At 65.6% G+C, this 19097-nt stretch carries 18 protein-coding genes; 14 read left to right on the forward strand and 4 right to left on the reverse strand.

Annotation, left to right across the window (positions count from 1 at the left end; genetic code table 11):
• Window positions 1–2 precede the first annotated feature (2 nt).
• Window positions 3–1778, reverse strand: a complete 1776-nt coding sequence (locus QZ755_RS01650; RefSeq protein WP_294318978.1) for a cation:proton antiporter — start codon at window positions 1776–1778, stop codon at window positions 3–5.
• A gap of 106 nt (window positions 1779–1884) precedes the next feature.
• Entirely contained in the window at window positions 1885–3105 is a 1221-nt protein-coding gene (locus tag QZ755_RS01655) for an NADP-dependent isocitrate dehydrogenase (RefSeq protein ID WP_294318980.1), read from the reverse strand.
• 121 nt (window positions 3106–3226) lie between these two features.
• Between QZ755_RS01655 and QZ755_RS01660 the strand changes: the two genes are divergently transcribed.
• Window positions 3227–3958, forward strand: coding sequence for a phosphatidylserine decarboxylase (locus QZ755_RS01660; RefSeq protein ID WP_294318983.1), 732 nt, complete (start codon window positions 3227–3229; stop codon window positions 3956–3958).
• Window positions 3958–4725, forward strand: coding sequence for a phosphatidylcholine/phosphatidylserine synthase (locus QZ755_RS01665; RefSeq protein ID WP_294318985.1), 768 nt, complete (start codon window positions 3958–3960; stop codon window positions 4723–4725). The genes QZ755_RS01660 and QZ755_RS01665 overlap by 1 nt, the downstream gene beginning before the upstream one ends.
• Here the strand turns inward: QZ755_RS01665 and QZ755_RS01670 are convergent.
• A complete protein-coding gene (locus QZ755_RS01670) occupies window positions 4688–4912 on the reverse strand; it encodes a hypothetical protein (protein WP_294318987.1) in 225 nt (74 codons plus the stop codon). The two genes, QZ755_RS01665 and QZ755_RS01670, sit on opposite strands and share 38 nt — an antisense overlap.
• Before the next feature lie 254 nt (window positions 4913–5166).
• Between QZ755_RS01670 and rpsB the strand changes: the two genes are divergently transcribed.
• From rpsB to rpmE, 12 genes are all read left to right on the forward strand, one after another.
• Window positions 5167–5946 (forward strand): 30S ribosomal protein S2, encoded by a 780-nt coding sequence (rpsB, locus tag QZ755_RS01675; protein WP_055792604.1) that lies wholly within the window; start codon window positions 5167–5169, stop codon window positions 5944–5946.
• 90 nt (window positions 5947–6036) lie between these two features.
• Window positions 6037–6966 carry a translation elongation factor Ts gene (gene tsf, locus QZ755_RS01680; protein WP_294318993.1) on the forward strand — a complete coding sequence of 310 codons (930 nt, stop codon included), beginning with the start codon at window positions 6037–6039 and terminating at the stop codon, window positions 6964–6966.
• 160 nt (window positions 6967–7126) lie between these two features.
• Complete coding sequence (gene pyrH / locus QZ755_RS01685; RefSeq protein ID WP_294318997.1) at window positions 7127–7849, forward strand: UMP kinase; 723 nt, start codon at window positions 7127–7129, stop codon at window positions 7847–7849.
• A gap of 18 nt (window positions 7850–7867) precedes the next feature.
• Window positions 7868–8425: a ribosome recycling factor gene (frr, locus tag QZ755_RS01690; RefSeq protein WP_294319000.1), complete on the forward strand. Its 558-nt coding sequence runs from the start codon at window positions 7868–7870 to the stop codon at window positions 8423–8425.
• Window positions 8426–8478: 53 nt separating this feature from the next.
• The gene (locus tag QZ755_RS01695) at window positions 8479–9186 is read left to right on the forward strand and encodes an isoprenyl transferase (RefSeq protein ID WP_294319084.1); all 708 of its coding nucleotides are present in this window, start codon (window positions 8479–8481) and stop codon (window positions 9184–9186) included.
• Complete coding sequence (locus QZ755_RS01700) at window positions 9183–9986, forward strand: phosphatidate cytidylyltransferase (protein WP_294319003.1); 804 nt, start codon at window positions 9183–9185, stop codon at window positions 9984–9986. The genes QZ755_RS01695 and QZ755_RS01700 overlap by 4 nt, the downstream gene beginning before the upstream one ends.
• Window positions 9983–11140 (forward strand): 1-deoxy-D-xylulose-5-phosphate reductoisomerase, encoded by a 1158-nt coding sequence (locus QZ755_RS01705; protein ID WP_294319006.1) that lies wholly within the window; start codon window positions 9983–9985, stop codon window positions 11138–11140. Before QZ755_RS01700 ends, QZ755_RS01705 begins: the two co-directional genes overlap by 4 nt.
• Window positions 11137–12270: a M50 family metallopeptidase gene (locus QZ755_RS01710; protein WP_294319008.1), complete on the forward strand. Its 1134-nt coding sequence runs from the start codon at window positions 11137–11139 to the stop codon at window positions 12268–12270. The genes QZ755_RS01705 and QZ755_RS01710 overlap by 4 nt, the downstream gene beginning before the upstream one ends.
• A gap of 61 nt (window positions 12271–12331) precedes the next feature.
• Complete coding sequence (bamA, locus tag QZ755_RS01715; protein WP_294319012.1) at window positions 12332–15091, forward strand: outer membrane protein assembly factor BamA; 2760 nt, start codon at window positions 12332–12334, stop codon at window positions 15089–15091.
• Window positions 15091–15699 carry an OmpH family outer membrane protein gene (locus tag QZ755_RS01720; protein ID WP_294319013.1) on the forward strand — a complete coding sequence of 203 codons (609 nt, stop codon included), beginning with the start codon at window positions 15091–15093 and terminating at the stop codon, window positions 15697–15699. Before bamA ends, QZ755_RS01720 begins: the two co-directional genes overlap by 1 nt.
• Before the next feature lie 3 nt (window positions 15700–15702).
• Window positions 15703–16173, forward strand: a complete 471-nt coding sequence (fabZ, locus tag QZ755_RS01725) for a 3-hydroxyacyl-ACP dehydratase FabZ (protein ID WP_066689860.1) — start codon at window positions 15703–15705, stop codon at window positions 16171–16173.
• 94 nt (window positions 16174–16267) lie between these two features.
• Window positions 16268–16498, forward strand: a complete 231-nt coding sequence (gene rpmE / locus QZ755_RS01730; protein ID WP_294319017.1) for a 50S ribosomal protein L31 — start codon at window positions 16268–16270, stop codon at window positions 16496–16498.
• Between the two features lie 178 nt (window positions 16499–16676).
• On the opposite strand, the gene QZ755_RS01735 is transcribed toward rpmE, so the two are convergent.
• Window positions 16677–18986 carry a glycoside hydrolase family 3 C-terminal domain-containing protein gene (locus tag QZ755_RS01735; protein ID WP_294319020.1) on the reverse strand — a complete coding sequence of 770 codons (2310 nt, stop codon included), beginning with the start codon at window positions 18984–18986 and terminating at the stop codon, window positions 16677–16679.
• Window positions 18987–19097: the final 111 nt, after the last annotated feature.

The following is a 19097-nucleotide window of genomic DNA, read 5'->3' on the forward strand; positions in this document are numbered from 1 at the left end:
GCCTATGCCGGGTCGTCGATCCGGCGCAGGCGGCGGATGCGGGGTTCGCGTTCCAGATCGGCCTGTTCGCGGATCGTCTGACGCAGTTCGTCGCGCTTTTCATGGATCGACGCGATCACAGGCCCCATCGCGACGCCCAGGTCGACCAGTACCGCTTCCGACAATTGCAGCGAGCTTTCGAGCGTTTCGGGCACCGCGTCGCTGACTCCGGCGGCATAGAGTTCAGCGGCGTGGGTCGCATCGCGCGCGCGGGCGAGGATGGTCAGGTTGGGCACCCAGCCGCGCACCCGCCGGGTCAGGCGGACGGTCAGCACCGGATCGTCCATCGTCAGCACCAGCGCCGATGCCCGGCCCAGGTCGAGTCGGTCGACCAGTTCGGAACGGGAGACGTCGCCGAACAGGATCGGATGTCCCTCCGCCCGCGCCATCGCGACATTGTCGATGTCGGAATCGACCGCGATATAGCTTTTGCCGTGGGTCTTGAGCATCTCCGCGACGAGGCGCCCGACCCGGCCGAAGCCGATGATGACGACGCGCGCGCCGACGGCATCCAGCGGTGCTTCCTCCGGCGATCCCACCCGATGCTCGATCCGCCGGGAAGCGCGCTTGCCGAGCGTCGCCAACAGCGGGGTGATCGTCAGGCCGATGGCGGTGACCGTTTGCCAGAAAGCGGCGGTCGAAGGCTGGATCAACTGCGCCTGCGTCGCGGCCGTCAGCACGATCAGCGTTGTTTCCGACGGGCTGGACATCAACAGGCCGGTTTCGGTCGCCGTGCCGGGGCGCACCCCGTTGAACCAGAGCAGGCCGCCGGTCACTACCGCCTTCAACACGACCACCCCGGCGATCGCGCCCAGTAGTTCAGGCCAGTTGTCGACGATGGTCCCGAGGTCGAGGCTCATGCCGACCGTGATCAGGAACACACCGAGCGCCAGCCCCTTGAACGGCGCGGTGATGACCTCGACCTCGCTGTGATATTCGGTTTCGGCGATCAGCAGCCCGGCAAGCAGCGCACCGACGATCGGCGACAGGCCGGCAGCGGTGGTGACGAGGCTGGCGACGATCACGACCAGCAGGCTGGCCGACAGGAACAGTTCGGGGCTTTTCGTCCGCGCGGCCTGCGCGAACAGGCGCGGCAGGAACAGCCGGCCGGCGGCATAGAGGCCGACGACGCTCAACCCGCCCCACATCGCGGTGTTGGCAAGGCCCGCCCAGCCTTCGTCGGCCGCGGTCGGGGCGAGGGCGCCCAATGCGAAGATGATCGGGACCAGCGCCAGATCCTCGAACAGCAGCATCGAGAAGGCGGTACGTCCGACGGGGCCGGTGGTCCCCGCCATCGGCAGCACCAGCGCCGTCGACGACAGTGCGAGCGCAAGGCCCAGGCCGATGGCGCCGGTCGACGCCTGACCCAGCACCATCAGTGCCGCGCCGATCAGCAACGCCGATCCGAACAGTTCCGCGGCGCCCAGCCCGAACACCTGCCGCCGCATCGCCCATAATCGCTTGAACGACAGTTCGAGGCCGATCGAAAACAGCAACAGCACGATGCCGAACTCGGCAAAGGGTTCGATCGAATGCCGGTCGGTAATGGTGATGTGGAACAGCCACGGCGCCCGGTCGACCAGCGCGCCCAGCCCGAACGGGCCGACCAGCACCCCGACCAGGATGAACCCGATCACCGGATTGACGCGAAAGCGGGCAAAGGCAGGAATGACGAGGCCCGCGGCCCCCAGGATGACCAGCGAATCGCTGAACGGCGTCGAATCAATCGGCAATGGCATGGGGGCATTGTTGCGGATGCGGCACGGACGCGGCAACCGCTTAACGCAAAAACGGCGCCCATCGGTTCGGATGGACGCCGCTTGCGAGATCGATCGGCGGTAGGGTTTAGCCCTGCGCACCCATCGCGGTTTCGAGGTTGACGCGGACCTGTTCGAAGAACTGCTCGGTGGTCATCCACGGCTGGTTCGGGCCGATCAGGATCGCGAGATCCTTGGTCATATGGCCGGCTTCGACGGTTTCGATGCAGACGCGCTCCAGCGTCTCGGCGAACTTGGTCACCTCGGGTGTATCGTCGAACTTGCCGCGATACTTCAGGCCGCCGGTCCATGCGAAGATCGACGCGATCGGGTTGGTCGAGGTCGCCTTGCCCTGCTGATGCTGGCGATAGTGGCGGGTGACGGTGCCGTGCGCGGCTTCCGCCTCGATCGTCTTGCCGTCCGGCGACATCAGGACCGACGTCATCAGGCCCAGCGAACCGAAGCCCTGCGCGACCTGATCCGACTGGACGTCGCCGTCATAGTTCTTGCAGGCCCAGACGAATTCGCCGTGCCACTTCAGGGCCGACGCGACCATGTCGTCGATCAGGCGGTGCTGATATTCGATGCCGGCGGCCTGGAACTGGTCCTTGAACTCGGTCGCGAACACTTCCTCGAAGATGTCCTTGAACCGGCCGTCATAGGCCTTGAGGATCGTGTTCTTGGTCGACAGATACACCGGCCAGCCGCGACCAAGGCCGTAGTTCATCGACGCGCGGGCGAAATCGCGGATCGATTCGTCGAGGTTGTACATGCCCATCGCGACGCCGGCGGCGGGGAAGTCGAACACTTCCTCCTCGATCACCTGGCCATCGGTGCCTTCCCACTTCATGGTCAGCTTGCCGGCACCCGGCACCTTGAAATCAGTCGCCTTGTACTGATCGCCGAACGCATGGCGGCCGACGACGATCGGCTTGGTCCAGCCCGGAATAAGGCGCGGCACGTTCGAGATGACGATCGGTTCGCGGAAGACGACGCCGCCCAGGATGTTGCGGATCGTGCCGTTGGGCGACCGCCACATCTTCTTCAGGCCGAATTCCTCGACGCGGGCTTCGTCTGGGGTGATCGTGGCGCACTTCACGCCGACGCCGTATTTCTGGATCGCCTTTGCGCTGTCGATGGTGATCTTGTCGTCGGTTTCGTCGCGCTTCTCGACACCGAGGTCGTAATATTCGAGGTCGATGTCGAGATAGGGGAGGATCAGCCGTTCGCGAATCCATGCCCAGATGATGCGGGTCATTTCGTCGCCGTCGATCTCCACGACCGGGGTTTTGACCTTGATCTTCGCCATGCGCCTGCTCTCGATATAGTTGCGGTTGGGCTGGGCCTTACGGGGTCGTTGCCGTGGGATCAACCGCGCGGGCAGAGCAGGGCGGTTGTCAGCACGGCCCGCCTTGGCTACACCACGGTTCATGGCATCGCTCGAAAAGCCCGCGGTCGGCACCACGACCGTCAAGTGGCGCTGGCCCTCGGTTCATCCCGAAGGGCGCAAATACGTCCTCATCGCCGCCGTCATCACCGCCTTCTTCGCCTTCATGGCGTGGGAGACGCTGGCCTGGCCGATGGGGCTGGTGACGCTGTGGGTCGCATCGTTCTTTCGCGATCCGGTCCGCACCACGCCGCAGGGCGAGGGGCTGATCGTAGCACCGGCCGATGGGCTGGTCACGATGATCGAGCGGGTCGAGCTGCCGCCGGAACTGCGCGGACCCAACGGCCTAGGCGATCGGCCGCTGGTACGCGTATCGATCTTCATGTCGGTGTTCGACGTGCATATCAACCGGACGCCGATTGCTGGAACGATTCGGCAGGTCGTCTATATCTCGGGCAAGTTCCTGAACGCCGATCTCGACAAGGCGAGCGACGAGAATGAGCGCCAGCACGTCGTGGTCGAAGGTCTTGATGGCCAGCGCGTCGGGTTCACGCAGATCGCGGGCCTGGTCGCGCGCCGGATCGTCAGCTTCGTGAAGCCCGGCGATTTCACCGCAGCGGGTCAGCGCGTCGGCCTGATCCGGTTCGGCAGCCGGGTCGACGTGTTCCTGCCCGAAGGGGTCGAGGCGCAGGTCGCACTGGGCCAGCGCAGCGTTGCCGGGGAAACCATCCTGGGGCGTCCCGGCATCGCCGCCGCCGCCGGCATCGCGCAATAATGCGCCGCCCGCTTCCGGTACGGGGTATCCCGCTGCGCGCCCTTGCGCCGAATGCCGTAACGGCGCTCGCGCTGTGTTCCGGCCTGACCGGCATTCGCTTTGCCATTGGTGGCGAGTGGGAACGTGCCGTCCTGATGGTGCTGCTCGCCGGTGTTCTCGACGGACTGGACGGGCGGGTCGCGCGTCTGGTTCGCGGGGAGAGCAAGTTCGGGGCGGAGCTGGATTCGCTGTCCGACGCAATCTCGTTCGGCGTGTCGCCCGCGCTCATCATGTACCTGTGGGCGCTGCTGGCCGAACCGCGTATCGGCTGGATCGTCTCATTGGTCTATGCCGTGTTCACCGCGCTGCGGCTGGCCCGCTTCAACGCCCGCATCGATGCCGACGATCAGCCGCACAAGTCGGCGGGGTTCCTGACCGGCATTCCCGCACCGGCCGGCGCCGGCCTTGCCATGTTGCCGCTCTACGTGTGGATCTGGTCAGGCGAGGAGCTGTTTCGCTCGCCATGGCTGGTGGCGCCATGGGTCGCGTTCGTCGCCTTCCTGATGGTGTCGAGCCTTGCCACGTACAGCTGGTCGTCGCTGAAACTGCGCCGGAACATCCGGTTCGAGGCGATCGTGGGCGTGGTGATCGTCGCGGCGGCCCTGGTATCTGCCCCATGGCAGACGCTGACGGTGGTTTGCGCCGCCTATCTGGCGACGCTCCCGTTCAGCATTCGCAGCTATGCCCGGATCAGGCGGCAGCGCGAAGAGGCTGCACAGCGACCGTAGCCGCCCGCTGGCGGATCACACCGCGCCGCGAGGTCAGATGTACCGGCGGAAGGGGATCGATCGTCAATTCCGGCCCGCGCTGCAGCAGGCGCAGGATGCGATCCTTCGCGGGCAGGATCGTGGCAACGATAGTTGCCATGGCGACGACGAGACCGAAAGCGAACAGTGCGGAAACCAACAGGGCCATCTCGAAACTCCCCGATCATGCGACCATGAAATCGCAAGCCCCCTCAACATGTTAAGGGATTACTTGTTCCATGATCCGTGTCTGGGCCGGTTATGTTCTCATATCGTTCCATCGTCAAGCCTTGATCGTTCGCTCACGTTGGGCTAAAGGCCGCCGCCTCAACCCCACATGGGAAGCGCACATACCGGTGCCCGGGCCTTTGGCCTGACAAAGGGTTCCTGCTTCCCAGAGGATCAACCGGAAGGAATTATCCTATGGCGGCACCCGTCGTCACCATGCAGGCGCTGCTCGAATCGGGCGCGCACTTCGGCCACCAGACCCACCGCTGGAACCCGAAGATGAAGCCGTACATCTTTGGCGATCGTAACGGCGTCCACATCCTCGACCTGTCGCAGACCGTGCCGCTGTTCGCGCGCGCACTGGAATTCGTGTCGTCGACGGTCGCTTCGGGCGGCAAGGTCCTGTTCGTCGGCACCAAGCGCCAGGCGCAGGAGCCGATCGCGGAAGCGGCGCGCAAGTCGGGCCAGCATTTCGTGAACCACCGCTGGCTGGGCGGGATGCTCACCAACTGGAAGACGATCAGCAACTCGATCAAGCGCCTCAAGGCCCTTGAGGAGCAGCTGTCGGGCGACACGCACGGCCTGACCAAGAAGGAAGTGCTGAACCTGACCCGCGAGAAGGACAAGCTGGAGCTGTCGCTCGGCGGTATCCGCGATCTGGGCGGCATTCCCGACATCATGTTCGTGATCGACGCGAACAAGGAAGAACTGGCGATCAAGGAAGCCAACACGCTGGGTATCCCGGTCGTCGCGATCCTCGATTCGAACGTGTCGCCGGACGGCATCGCGTTCCCGGTGCCGGCGAACGACGACGCCAGCCGTGCGATCCGCCTGTACTGCGAAGCGATCGCGATCGCCGCGACCCGTGGCGGGCAGCAGGCGATGGCCCATTCGGGCCGCGACCTGGGCGCGATGGACGAGCCGCCGGCAGAAGAGGCGCTGACCGCCGAGCCGGAAGCCGCTGTCGAAGCGTAAGCTGTCACGGAACTGACGTGCGGGCGGGGCAGGGCGAAACACGCGCTGCCTCGCCCGCAAGCATATCGAACACCAATCAGGAGCCTGATCATGGCAGAAGTTACCGCCGCCGCCGTCAAGGAACTGCGTGAGCGCTCGGGCGCCGGCATGATGGACTGCAAGAAGGCGCTGTCCGAAAACAACGGCGACATGGAAGCCGCCGTCGACTGGCTGCGTACCAAAGGCCTCGCCGCCGTTGCCAAGAAGTCGAGCCGCACCGCGGCCGAAGGTCTGGTCGGCGTTGCCGTCGCCGGCACCAAGGGCGTCGCGATCGAAGTGAACAGCCAGACCGACTTCGTCGCCAAGAACGACCAGTTCCAGAGCTTCGTTCGCGACGTCGTCGCGATCGCATTGGAAAAGGGCGATGACGTCGAGGCGCTGAAGGCGCAGGCGATGCCGAACGGCGGCACCGTCGAGGACGCGCTGGTTGCCAACATCTCGACCATCGGCGAGAACCAGGTGCTGCGCCGCGCGAAGTCGGTCGACGTCGCCAAGGGCGCGGTGATCCCGTACGTCCATAACTCGGCGGGTCCGGGCCTGGGCAAGATCGGCGTGCTGGTCGCGCTGGAATCGGATGCCGGTGTCGACGTGCTGGAGCCGCTGGGCAAGCAGATCGCGATGCACATCGCCGCTGCTTTCCCGCTGGCGCTGGACGAGAGCGGTCTCGATCAGGACATCCTGGAGCGTGAGCGCCAGATCGCGACCGAAAAGGCCGCCGATTCGGGCAAGCCGGCCGACATCATCGCCAAGATGGTCGAAGGTTCGGTGAAGAAGTTCGCCAAGGAAAACGCGCTGTTGAGCCAGCCGATCGTGATGGACGGCAAGACCCCGGTCGCCGACGTCGTGGCAAAGGCGGCCAAGGACGCCGGCACGACGATCGTGCTGAAGGACTATGTTCGCTTCCAGCTCGGTGAAGGCATCGAGAAGGAAGAGAGCGACTTCGCCGCCGAAGTCGCCGCCACGGCCGGTCTGACCAAGTAAGGTCGTCCGCCGAAAGGCAGTCCGCAGGGGCCGCAGGCGCGACATGCGTTTGCGGCCCCTGTCATGTCCGGCGCACCCCGCCCGGCAATGCCCGCTTGGCTTTGCGGGCGGTCGCGGCTAGGGTCCGGCGCGCTTCCGATAGACCAACTTTGCAGGTTCCATGACCCGTCCCCGCTTCAACCGTATCCTCCTGAAACTGTCCGGCGAAGTGCTGATGGGTTCCGGCCAGTTCGGCATCGATCCCGCGATGTGCGAGCGCGTCGCGCGCGAGATCAAGGCCGCACGCGGTGAGGGACATGAGGTGTGCGTGGTCGTCGGCGGCGGCAATATCTTTCGCGGTGTCGCCGGTGCTGCGCAGGGCTTCGAACGCGCCAGCGCCGATTATATGGGGATGCTTGCGACCGTCATGAACGCGCTCGCCATGCAGAATGCGCTGGAGCAGATCGGCGTGGAGACGCGGGTGCAGTCGGCGATCCCGATGGCATCGGTGTGCGAACCCTATATCCGCCGTCGCGCCATGCGCCACATGGAGAAGGGTCGCGTCGTGATCTTCGCCGCCGGCACCGGCAGCCCGTTCTTCACCACCGACACCACCGCCGCGCTGCGCGCCGCTGAAATGGGCTGCGAGGCGCTGTTCAAGGGCACCAGCGTCGACGGCGTGTATGATGCGGACCCGAAGAAGGTGCCGACCGCAACCCGCTATGACACGCTGGGCTTCGGTCGCGTGCTGGCCGACGACCTCAAGGTCATGGACGCGTCGGCCGTGGCGCTGTGCCGTGACAACAATATCCCGATCGTCGTCTTCAACATCCGTGACGAAGGCAACCTGGCCGCCGTGCTGGCGGGTGAGGGCGTGTCGACGATCGTCCAGAACAACGCTTGATTCAGAAGGAAGTCGGTTATGGCCGCATATAACAAGGCCGATCTGGAGCGCCGGATGGCCGGTGCCGTGGAATCGCTGAAGGGCGACCTGAGCGGCCTGCGCACCGGTCGCGCGTCGGTGTCGCTGCTCGATCCGGTGACGGTTGAGGTCTATGGCGCGCACATGCCGCTGAACCAGGTCGCGACCGTCTCCGCGCCCGAACCGCGCATGTTGTCGGTGCAGGTGTGGGACAAGTCGAATGTCGGCCCGGCCGACAAGGCGATCCGATCGGCGGGCCTCGGCCTCAACCCGATCGTCGATGGCCAGACGCTGCGGCTGCCGATTCCCGACCTGACCGAGGAGCGTCGCAAGGAACTCGCCAAGCTGGCCGGCAAGTACGCTGAATCGGCGCGCATCGCGGTGCGCAACGTTCGTCGCGACGGCATGGAAGGCCTGAAGACCGACGAGAAGAAGGGCGTCTATTCGGAGGACGAGCGCAAGAAGCTTGAAACCGAAGTGCAGAAGATGACCGACGCGACGATCGCCGATATCGATTCCGCGGCGGATGCTAAGGAAAAGGAAATCCTCGGCAAGTGACGTCGTTCGCCGCGCGCGCTCCGGTATCGGCGGCTGATCCTGCCGAACCGGGCCTGCCCCCTTCCGCAACCATTCCCCGCCATGTGGCGATCATCATGGACGGCAATGGCCGCTGGGCGAAGGCCCGGCGCCTGCCGCGCGTGGCTGGCCACCGGCAAGGCGTGGAAGCGGTGCGACGGATCACGCGGGCGGCGCGCGAACAGGGGATCGAGGCGTTGACGCTCTACGCCTTCTCCTCGGAGAATTGGCGCCGGCCGGAAGAGGAAATCGGCGACCTGATGGGGTTGCTGCGCCATTTCCTGAAGAACGAGATCAAGGAACTGACGCGCGAGGGTGTGCGGCTGCGCATCCTCGGCAATTACCGTGCATTGAAGGCCGATCTGGTCGAGTTGATCGACGATGCGGTGGCGCGGACGGCGACCAATACCGGGCCGATCCTCGCCATCGCGCTGAATTACGGTGCGCAGGCGGAACTGGTCGCGGCAACGCGGCGGCTGGCGGAAAAGGTCGCGGCCGGGATGCCGGTATCGGCGATCGACGAAGCAGCGATCGACCGCGAACTCGATACCGATGGCTTGCCGCCGCTCGACCTGATGATCCGCACGTCGGGCGAGCAGCGCCTGTCGAACTTCCTGTTGTGGCAGGCGGCCTATGCCGAATTGCTGTTCGTCGACACGTTGTGGCCCGATTTCGATGGCGACGCACTGGCGGAAGCCATTGCGGCCTATGGCAGGCGGCAGCGCCGGTTCGGCGGCCTGTGACGCCCGATCCCGCCGCCGATCCGGTTGCGCGGCGCAAGTCGGACCTGGCTACGCGCACGCTGGCCAGTGTCGGGATGATCGCGGTGGCGGCTACGGCATTGTGGCTGGGGGGCTTCGTCTTCTGGCTGCTGGTCGCGATCGGCACCTTGTTCATGATGGCCGAATGGGCCGACCTGCACAAAGTATCGCGCCAGCATAAGCGTCTGGCCCAACTGGCGCTGACCGTGCCGCTCGCGATCCTGTCACCGCTGGCGGCGGGGGCGAGCTTCCTGGCGCTGGGGTTGATCGTGGGCGCGGCGTTCTTCGTCGTCATCACCACGCGACTGTCGGGCCTGGCGCGTGGCATCCTTTATTGCGGGGCGCCGGCGCTGGCGGTCGTGTTCCTGCGCGAGCAGGGAGATGGGCTGCTGCTCGCCTTCTGGGCGATGGCGCTGGTATGGGCGTGCGATATCGGCGCCTATTTCGCCGGCCGGTCGATCGGCGGGCCGAAGCTGGCGCCGACGATCAGCCCGAACAAGACCTGGGCCGGGCTGATCGGCGGCGTCATCGCCGCATCGGTGCTGGCGGGGGTGCTGCAATATGCCGGATTGGCGCTGCACCTCGTGCTGGCGACGCCGCTGCTGGCCGTGCTGGCGCAGATGGGCGACCTGTATGAGAGCCAGATGAAGCGCAAGGCCGGGGTCAAGGATTCGGGCAACGTCCTGCCCGGCCATGGCGGCGTGATGGATCGTTTGGACGGACTGGTTCCCGTCGCGCCCGCTGCGGCGCTGATGGTATTGGCGGGGCTGTATCTGGCATGAAGCGGGTTAGTATTCTGGGCGTGACCGGATCGGTCGGGTCGTCGACGCTCGACCTGATCGAGCGTGCGCCGGACGCGTTTGCGGTCGAGGCGATGACCGCGCACCGCGACGTCGGCAAACTGGCTGCGGCCGCGCGACGGGTGGGTGCGAAGCTGGCGGTAGTTGGTGACGAGGCCTGTCTGCCGGCCTTGCGCGAGGCGCTGGCCGGGAGTGGGGTCGAAGCGGCGGGTGGTGCGCAGGCCGTGGTCGAAGCGGCGGCGCGGCCGGTCGACTGGACCATGGCGGCGATCGTCGGCACGGCGGGGCTGAAGCCGGTGATGGCCGCGCTCGCCCGCGGTGGCGCGGTGGCGCTGGCCAACAAGGAGGCGCTGGTATCGGCGGGCGAGGTGATGATGGCGGCGGCAGGCCAGGCGGGCACGACGCTGCTGCCGGTCGACAGCGAGCATAATGCCGTCTTCCAGTGCCTCGACGATTGCCCGCCCGAACGGATTCGCCGGATCATCCTGACCGCGAGCGGCGGGCCCTTCCGCGAACGTTCGCTCGACGAAATGCGTGGCATCACGCCCGAACAGGCGGTGGCCCATCCGAACTGGTCGATGGGCGCCAAGATCTCGGTCGATTCGGCGACGATGATGAACAAGGGCCTCGAACTGATCGAGGCCTATCACCTGTTCCCGGTGACGCCGGAACAGCTCGACGTACTGGTCCATCGCCAGTCGGTGATTCATTCGATGGTCGAATATGTCGACGGGTCGACGCTGGCGCAGCTGGGGTCGCCCGACATGCGCGTGCCGATCGCGCACGCGCTGGCATGGCCCGACCGGATGGAGACGCCGTGCGAGCGGCTCGATCTGGCGCGGATCGGTCGGCTGGATTTTGAAGCGCCGGACATGGTGCGCTTTCCCGCATTGGCGCTGGCCCGTGCCGCATTGTCGGCGGGCGGCGGGCGGCCGGCGATATTGAACGCGGCGAACGAGGTGGCGGTGGCGGCGTTTCTCGAGCGCCGGATCGGCTTCCTCGAAATTGCCGCAATCGTCGCGGATGTTCTCGACCGCTTCGATCCGCCGAAGCCGCAGACGATCGATGCCGTGCTGACCATCGATACGGAGGCACGGGCATTGGCGGGCGAGCGTGTGAAGGACAGCGTCGCTTGATCGAATCCCCCGGACTGTTGATGACGATCATCGCGTTCCTGCTGGTGCTGGGGCCGTTGGTGTTCCTTCACGAGCTGGGCCATTATGCTGCCGGGCGCTGGTTCGGGGTGAAGGTCGATGCGTTCTCGGTCGGGTTCGGACGGGAGGTCGCAGGCTTCACCGACCGGCATGGCACCCGGTGGAAGTTCGGCTGGCTGCCGCTGGGCGGCTATGTCCGCTTTGCCGGCGACATGAACCCGGCGTCGCTGCCCGATGCCGAATGGCTGCAACTGCCCGCGCACGAACGCGCCCGGACGTTCCAGGCAAAGCCGGTGTGGCAGCGGGCGATCATCGTCGCCGCCGGGCCGGCGGTGAACCTGTTGCTCGCGGTCCTGATCCTCGGGGGTTTTGCCGCTGCTTATGGCGTTGACCGTACGCCGGCGACGGTCGGCGGCGTGGTGCAGGGAAGTGCTGCGGATCGCGCCGGGCTGCAGCCGGGCGACCGGATTGTTTCGCTGGACGGGCGATCGATCGATACGTTTTCCGACCTGTCGTTCTTTACCGCGCTGCACCCCGGTGAGCGGGTCACGGTCGACTACGTGCGGGGCGGAGCGATGCGTGCGGCCGACGCAGTGATCGGGTCGGTCGTGCAGCGCGACCGGTTCGGTAACGAGGCGAAGATCGGCCGCTTCGGCATCGAACGCGGCGATCCGGTCTATGCTCCGCTGCCGCTATGGCAGGCGCCGGCCGAGGGCGCGCGCATGGTCGGTTCGATCCTGCGCGGTACCGTCGATGGCCTGTGGCAGATCATTACCGGCAGGCGGTCGGTCAACGAAATGGGCGGGCCGCTGCGCATTGCCAAGGCTTCGGGGGAACAGCTGTCGCTTGGCTGGCCGGCGCTGGTGACGTTCGTGGCCTTCGTTTCCATTAATCTGGGATTCATCAACTTGTTGCCAGTTCCGATGCTGGATGGCGGCCACCTGTTCTTCTACGCCATCGAAGCGGTGAAGCGCGGGCCGGTCAGCCCGCAGACGATGGAGTGGGCGTTTCGCGGCGGATTGGCGCTGTTGCTGGCATTGATGATATTCGTCACGGTGAACGATCTGGGGGCGTTCGGTGTATGGCGTGGGCTGGCCGGCTTGATCGGCTGACGCGGTTAGGGCAGGGCGCAATCGTCCTGTTTGGAAAGTTCCTCCGGTTGGGGTGGGTTTGGTGACGGCAAGCAAGTTTTCGATTTACGGCGCACATGGCGTGGCGCTGCTCGCGGGCACGATGCTCTCGGGCACGGCGGCCTCCGCACAGACGCGCCCGGCCGCCGCTGCTCCGGCAGTCCAGTCACCCGCCGCAGCGGCACCGGCAGCGCCCGTCGTGCCGACCCGCACCATCCGCTCGCTTCGGGTCGAGGGGGCGCAGCGCATCGAGCCGGACACGGTGCTGTCCTATACGAAGCTGCGCGTCGGCATCCCCTACACCGCCGAAACGCTTGATCAGGCGATCAAGGACCTGTACGCGTCCGACCTGCTCGCCAATGTCGAGATCGAGGGCGCCGAGACCAGCGACATCATCGTTCGGGTGCGCGAGAACCCGATCATCAACCGCGTGGTGCTGGAGGGCAACAAGCGGCTGAAGGACGACAAGATCACCAAGGAGATCAAGCTCGCCCCGCGGCAGATATTCACCCGCACCGCCGTGCGTGCCGATGTAGCGCGCATCGTCGAACTGTATCGCCGCCAGGGCCGGTTCGCGGCGAACGTCGAGCCGAAGATGGTCATGCTCGACCAGAACCGCGTCGACGTGATCTTCGAAATCCAGGAAGGCCCGAAGTCGAAGGTCCGCCAGATCAACATCCTCGGCAACGAGGTGTTCAGCGACAGCGAACTGCGCGGCGAGATGGCGACCAAGGAATCGCGCCCGTGGCGGATCTTCAGCTCGAACACGAGCTATGACCAGGACCGCCTGGCCTATGACCAGCAGAAGCTGCGCCAATTCTACCTGACCAACGGCTATGCCGATTTCCGCGTCATCTCGGCGGTTGCCGAACTGACGCCGGACAAGGAAGACTTCATCATCACCTATGTGGTGGAGGAAGGTAAGCGGTACAAATTCGGCGACGTGGCGGTGGAAAGTGCGATCCGCGATTTCGACAGCGCCGCGCTGACCAAGACGCTGCCGATGAAGAAGGGCGACTGGTACAACGCCAAGCTGTCCGAGGACGCGATCGACCAGCTGAGCGAATATGCCGGCCTGTTCGGCTATGCGTTCACCGACGTCCGCCCAGAATATCAGCCCGATCGTGAGAAGCTCACGATGGGGATCACCTTCTTCCTGAACGAAGCGAACCGGACCTATGTCGAAAAGATCGACATCACCGGCAACACGCAGACGCAGGACCGCGTCATCCGCCGCGAATTCCGCGTCGCGGAAGGCGATGCGTTCAACGCGTTCCTGATCAAGCGGTCGCAGGATCGCATCAATTCGCTCGGCTATTTCCAAGAAAAGTTCGAGATCGAGCGCAAGGAAGGCTCCTCGCCCGATCGGATCATCCTGGCCGCGAACGTCGAGGAAAAGTCGACCGGCGAACTGACCCTGTCGGCCGGCTTCTCCAGCCTCGAACGCTTCATCATCCAGGCGTCGATCCGGCAGCGGAATTTCCGGGGCAAGGGGCAGGACCTGCAGGCGTCGGTCAATTATTCGACCTATCAGAAGTCGGTCGAGCTGGGCTTCACCGAACCCTATCTGTTCGACAAGAACGTGGCGCTGGGCGGCACGATCTTCCGCCGCGATTTCAATTCGTTCAACTTCCTGGGCACCGGGCGCAACTCGCTCTATTCGCAGGTGTCGACCGGCGGGCAGATCGTCGCCAGCGTGCCGCTGACCGAATTCTGGACGTTGTCGGGCCGCTATCAGCTGAGCCAGGACAATGTGGGCCTGGACAAGAACACCTATTTCACCAACGACGTCTGCGACCCGATCAAGGCCGGACGCTATCTGTGCGATTCGATCGGGAACCGCCTGTCGAGCATCGTCGGTGCGAACCTGATCTTCGACAATCTGAACAACCGCCTGCGCCCGTCGCGCGGCCAGCGGTTGGTGACCGGCGTCGATTTCGCAGGGTTGGGCGGCGACGTGCGCTATGCCCGCGTACGCGGTGATTTCGACAAATACTGGAACCTCAGCGGGTTCGTCCTGTCGGCAGGGATCGAGGGCGGCTATATCCACGGGCTGCAGAAGAGCCCCGGCGAAGGGATCGATCCGGTCCGCATCGTCGACCGCTTCTACCTGGGCGAGCCGCAGTTCCGCGGCTTCGACATTCGCGGCGTCGGCCCGCGCATCCAGCGCCAGCGCTATACCGGCTCGGTCGCCGGCGGCGATCAGGCACTGGTTACGGCGCGCGACCAGGTGCTGAACGATCCGCTGGGCGGCAAGGCCTATTATCTCGGCAAGCTCGAACTCGAGCCGCCGCTGGGGTCTGGCATCGCGGAGCTGGGCCTGCGTCCGTCGATCTTCATCCAGGCCGGTGCGCTGTTCGGCGTCACCCGCCCGCTGCCGACCGTGCGTTTCCAGCAGGCGAAGAACGCCGACGGCACGCTGCAGTTCAACAAGGACGGGTCGCCGTCGCTGTTGCCGTTCACGACCAATACGACGGTCAATGGCCAGCAGGTGTATAACAACCAGTTCACCGACGCGTCCGGCGCGCCGGCGTTCCGCCAGACGACCTGTTCGGTCGGTTATTCGGCGACGATCGGCGGCACCTGCGCCGGCGGGGAAACCAACACCATCGCCACGTCGACCACCGATCCGTTCCTCGAACAGTTCCTGGGCGATTCGGCCAAGCCGCGCCTGTCGATCGGTGTCGGGGTGAACTGGAATTCGCCGTTCGGGCCGCTGCGCATCGACCTTGCCAAGGCGTTGCTGAGCCAGCCGGGCGACGACAAGAAACTCATCACTTTCAACGTAGGAACCCAATTCTGATGCGTAGCTTCACCAAGGCGGCGGTTGCCGCATTCGTCTTCGCGCTCCCGACCGCTCCGGCATTCGCCCAGGCGCTGCCCGACGCCAAGATCGCCGTCGTCGATTCGGAGCGGATTTTCCGCGACTGCACCGCGTGCAAGGCGGCGACCACCCAGCTGCAGGCGCAGCGCACGCAGCTGCAGTCGCTGGCGACCTCGCTCGGCCAGCCGCTGCAGACCGAAGCACAGTCGCTGCAGACCGCCGTCACCGCCGCCAAGGGCAACCCGGACGCCGCGCTCCAGACCCGCATCCGCACCTTCGAGCAGCGACAGCAGCAGGCGCAGCAGCAGATCGGCCAGCAGGAACAGCAGGTCCAGCGCAACATCGCCTATGTCCGCGAACAGATCGGCACGAAGCTCGGCCCGATCATCACGCAGGTCGCGCAGCAGCGTGGCGCGACGCTGGCCGTCGACAAGGGCAACAGCTTCTACAACGCGCCGGCGACCGAAATCACCGATGCGGTGCTGAGCGCCCTCAACGCGCAGCTGCCGAGCGTCAGCGTGACCGCCCCGGCACAGGCCGCCCCGGCCGCTGCGGCGGGCGCGCGTCCGGCTCCGGCGGGCCGCTGATCGATGGAGGGGGAAGCGACCTCGATCGGACCGCTTGACATCACGCGTGTGATGGCGGCGATCCCGCATCGCTATCCCATGTTGCTGGTCGACCGTGTCGCGGAGTTGATCCCCGACCGGTCGATCACCGCGATCAAGGCAGTGACGATCAACGAAGGCTTCTTCCAGGGACATTTCCCTGGCCGCCCGATCATGCCGGGCGTGCTGATCGTCGAGGCGCTGGCGCAGGCCGCCGGCATCCTCGCGGTCGAAAGCCTCGGCCTCGCCGGATCGGGCAAGCTGGTGTATTTCATGTCGATCGACGGCGTGAAGTTCCGCAAGCCGGTGGAGCCGGGCGTCCTTCTGACGCTGGAGGCCGAATTTGTGCAGAAGCGCGCGCGCGTCTGCAAGTTTGCGGGCAAGGCCAGGATCGACGGCGAACTGGCGGCGGAATGCGAATTCACCGCCATGATCGCTGATCCGCCAAAGGCGTAAGCCGACACGATCATTGCTATTATGGGCGCGTCCGTGTACGGGCGCGCCTTACCTTTTCCAGGCTGGTCGGAACCAGCCGTGACGGAGACGACCGATGAAGAAAGACACGCACCCCGACTATCACACCATCAAGGTCCAGATGACCGATGGCACCGTGTTCGAAACCCGTTCGACCTGGGGCAAGGAAGGCGATCTGATGACGCTGGACATCGATCCGCTGGCGCACCCGGCATGGACCGGCGGCCGTGGCCAGATGCTGGATTCGGGTGGTCAGGTCGCACGCTTCAACAAGCGTTTCGGCGGTCTCTCGCTCGGCAAGAAGTAACGCGCGCGCGGCCGCGTGCCGCGTCGTACGCTACGAAAAGGGCCGCGTTAGCATTTGCTACCGCGGCCCTTTTTCTTACGGGAACCGTATCCCGCGCAGGCGGGGGTCCAGGGTTACGCAGCGCGACGATTGCGGCCCTGGACACCCGCCTGCGCGGGGGTACGGTTCGAGGGGATATTTACCGCCCGCGATTGTCGAGCGTGGCCGGCGCGATCCGCGCCGTCGCACGCTGCGCGATGTCGGTCGCGGAATGCGCCAGCAGCAGCTGGTAATCGCCACCGGCAATGGTCCAGCCGCGCGTCTTGCTGTCGAACGTCGCCAGCAGTCGCGGATCGACGGTCAACGTCACGCTCCGGCTTTCGCCCGGTGCTAGATCGACCTTGGTAAAGCCGCCCAGCCGCTTGGGCGATTCCCAGCCGTTGCCTGCGACATAGAGCTGGGCCAGTCCCTTGCCGCGGACCTTCCCGCTGTTGGTGATGGTGAAGCTTGCCTGCACGCCCTTACCCTGCGGCGTGGCGGTCAGCCTGCCCAGCGTGAAATTCGTGTAGGACAGGCCGTAGCCGAACGGGAACAGCGGCTTGGCGCCGGTCTTGTCGAACCATTTATACCCGACCGCAGCCCCTTCGATGTCGTAATTGCCCATCGGGTGCGAGTCGCGGTCGAGCTTCGGATCGCCCTCGATCACCGGGCGGGGCAGCTGGGCGAGCGAGGAGGGGAAGGTCGCTGGCAGGTGGCCCGACGGATTGACCTCGCCGGTCAGGACGCGGGCGATGGCTTCGCCGCCCGAGGTGCCGGAATACCACGCCTCCAGCACCGCGCCGACCCTGGGCAGCCACGGCATCAGCACCGGGCCGCCGGTTTCCAGCACGACGACGGTCCGCTTGTTGGCGCGGGCAACGGCGTCGATCAGCGCGTCCTGATTGCCCGGCAGGTTCAGGTTCGGCGCGTCGATCGATTCGCCGGTCCATTGTTCGCCGAACACGATGACGACATCGGCCTTGCGCGCAGCGGCGGCGGCGGCCTTCGCGTCCTTGCCGTCGAGATAGGTGACCGTGGCACGGGTGCGGGCCTGCAACGCCTTCATCGGCGAGGAGGGGTGGTAGAGCTTCGGTCCCGGAAAGCCGCTGGGGAATTCGTCCGGCACGGCAAGGCCGTTCACCGGGCCGCCATGGGGATAGACCTGGCTTGATCCGCCGCCCGACAGGACGCCGACATCGGCGTGGGCGCCAATCACGAGGATCGACTTCGCAGCGCCGGACAGCGGCAGAAGTCCCGGCGTGTTCTTGAGGAGGACGATGCCTTCCTCCGCATCGGCGCGGGTGACGGCGGCGTGGGCGGCATAATCGATCGTCGTCGCGCGGTCGCCCGCTACTTGCCGGTCGAACAGGCCATTGTCGAACATCGCCCACAAGACGCGGCGGGCCATGTCGGTCGCGCGTGCTTCTGGAACATAGCCGTTATTGACCGCTTCGCGCAGCGCGTCGGCGAAATAGGGCGAGCGATCGAATGCCCAGCCCGATTGCTGATCGAGGCCGGCATTGGCCGCCTGCGTCGTCGAATGGGTGGCGCCCCAGTCGGACATGACGAAGCCCTTATAGCCCCAATCCTGCTTCAGCGTCCTGTTGAGCAGCCAGTCGTTCTCGCACGCATAGAAGCCGTTGACGCGGTTGTAGGCGCACATCACGGAACCGGGATTGCCGGTTTCCAGCGCGATCTCGAATGCCAGCAGGTCGGACTGGCGCGCGGCCTGCTCGCCGATCCGATGGTCGATGTTGAAGCGGTTCGTTTCCTGCCCGTTGAAGGCATAATGCTTCATCGTCGAGATGACGTTCTGCGACTGGATGCCCTTGATTTCATGGCCGGTGATGATCCCGGCGAGCAGCGGATCTTCGCCGCCATATTCGAAATTCCGCCCGTTACGCGGTTCGCGCATCAGGTTCATGCCGCCCGCAAGCTGGACGTTGAAGCCCGACAGGAACGCCTCGTTCCCGATCATCGCACCGCCGGCCTCGGCCAGTTCGGGGTTCCACGTCGCGGCAGTGGCGATGCCGGAGGGGAGCGAGGTGCGCAGGCGCGGGGTGGGGGTGCGCTGGCTGGCGACACCGACGCCGGCGTCGGTTTGCCACTGGCTGGGGATGCCGAGGCGTGGGATGCCGGGGACGATGCCGGCCGAATCGGGCAGCCCGTCCTTGGGCATCTGCCAGTTCTTGATCGGCGTGCGCTGCCATTCCGCCTTCGTCGAGAAATAGCCGAAGGTCAGCTGCAGCTTTTCATCGAGCGTCATCTCCTTCAGCAGCAGCTCCGTCCGTGTCGCCGCGTCGAGCGCGGTGTTCATCCACGGGCGCTCGGCCGGGCCGGCGGTCGGGCCGGTGGCAGCTTGCGGTGCGTTGTTGGTCGTCTGCGCCAGCGCGGGCGAAGCGAGCGCGCTACCGGCGAGCAGGGTACCGCCCAATAGGCGCAGCAGGGCGGTTCGGGTGAAGGCGGACATCGGTTGCTTTCTGATGGAGGAGCGATGCAGCGGGCAGGATGCCGGGGCGAAGTGAACGTTCACAATGACGCTGAACTGCGCCGTTGTCGATACCGGCATATTCGTCCTCTC

It is taken from the genome of uncultured Sphingomonas sp., from assembly GCF_913776855.1.
In the GTDB taxonomy this organism is placed as follows: Bacteria; Pseudomonadota; Alphaproteobacteria; order Sphingomonadales; family Sphingomonadaceae; genus Sphingomonas.

Bases quoted from the DNA above. Each gene is read 5' to 3' on its own strand.
- rpsB (WP_055792604.1), top strand. From the start codon at position 5,167: ATGGCGGCACCCGTCGTCACCATGCAGGCGCTGCTCGAATCGGGCGCG.
- QZ755_RS01655 (WP_294318980.1), bottom strand. From the start codon at position 3,105: ATGGCGAAGATCAAGGTCAAAACCCCGGTCGTGGAGATCGACGGCGAC.
- tsf (WP_294318993.1), top strand. From the start codon at position 6,037: ATGGCAGAAGTTACCGCCGCCGCCGTCAAGGAACTGCGTGAGCGCTCG.
- QZ755_RS01650 (WP_294318978.1), bottom strand. From the start codon at position 1,778: ATGCCATTGCCGATTGATTCGACGCCGTTCAGCGATTCGCTGGTCATC.
- QZ755_RS01720 (WP_294319013.1), top strand. From the start codon at position 15,091: ATGCGTAGCTTCACCAAGGCGGCGGTTGCCGCATTCGTCTTCGCGCTC.
- QZ755_RS01660 (WP_294318983.1), top strand. From the start codon at position 3,227: ATGGCATCGCTCGAAAAGCCCGCGGTCGGCACCACGACCGTCAAGTGG.
- rpmE (WP_294319017.1), top strand. From the start codon at position 16,268: ATGAAGAAAGACACGCACCCCGACTATCACACCATCAAGGTCCAGATG.
- QZ755_RS01665 (WP_294318985.1), top strand. From the start codon at position 3,958: ATGCGCCGCCCGCTTCCGGTACGGGGTATCCCGCTGCGCGCCCTTGCG.
- pyrH (WP_294318997.1), top strand. From the start codon at position 7,127: ATGACCCGTCCCCGCTTCAACCGTATCCTCCTGAAACTGTCCGGCGAA.
- QZ755_RS01670 (WP_294318987.1), bottom strand. From the start codon at position 4,912: ATGGCCCTGTTGGTTTCCGCACTGTTCGCTTTCGGTCTCGTCGTCGCC.
- frr (WP_294319000.1), top strand. From the start codon at position 7,868: ATGGCCGCATATAACAAGGCCGATCTGGAGCGCCGGATGGCCGGTGCC.
- QZ755_RS01735 (WP_294319020.1), bottom strand. From the start codon at position 18,986: ATGTCCGCCTTCACCCGAACCGCCCTGCTGCGCCTATTGGGCGGTACC.
- fabZ (WP_066689860.1), top strand. From the start codon at position 15,703: ATGGAGGGGGAAGCGACCTCGATCGGACCGCTTGACATCACGCGTGTG.
- QZ755_RS01705 (WP_294319006.1), top strand. From the start codon at position 9,983: ATGAAGCGGGTTAGTATTCTGGGCGTGACCGGATCGGTCGGGTCGTCG.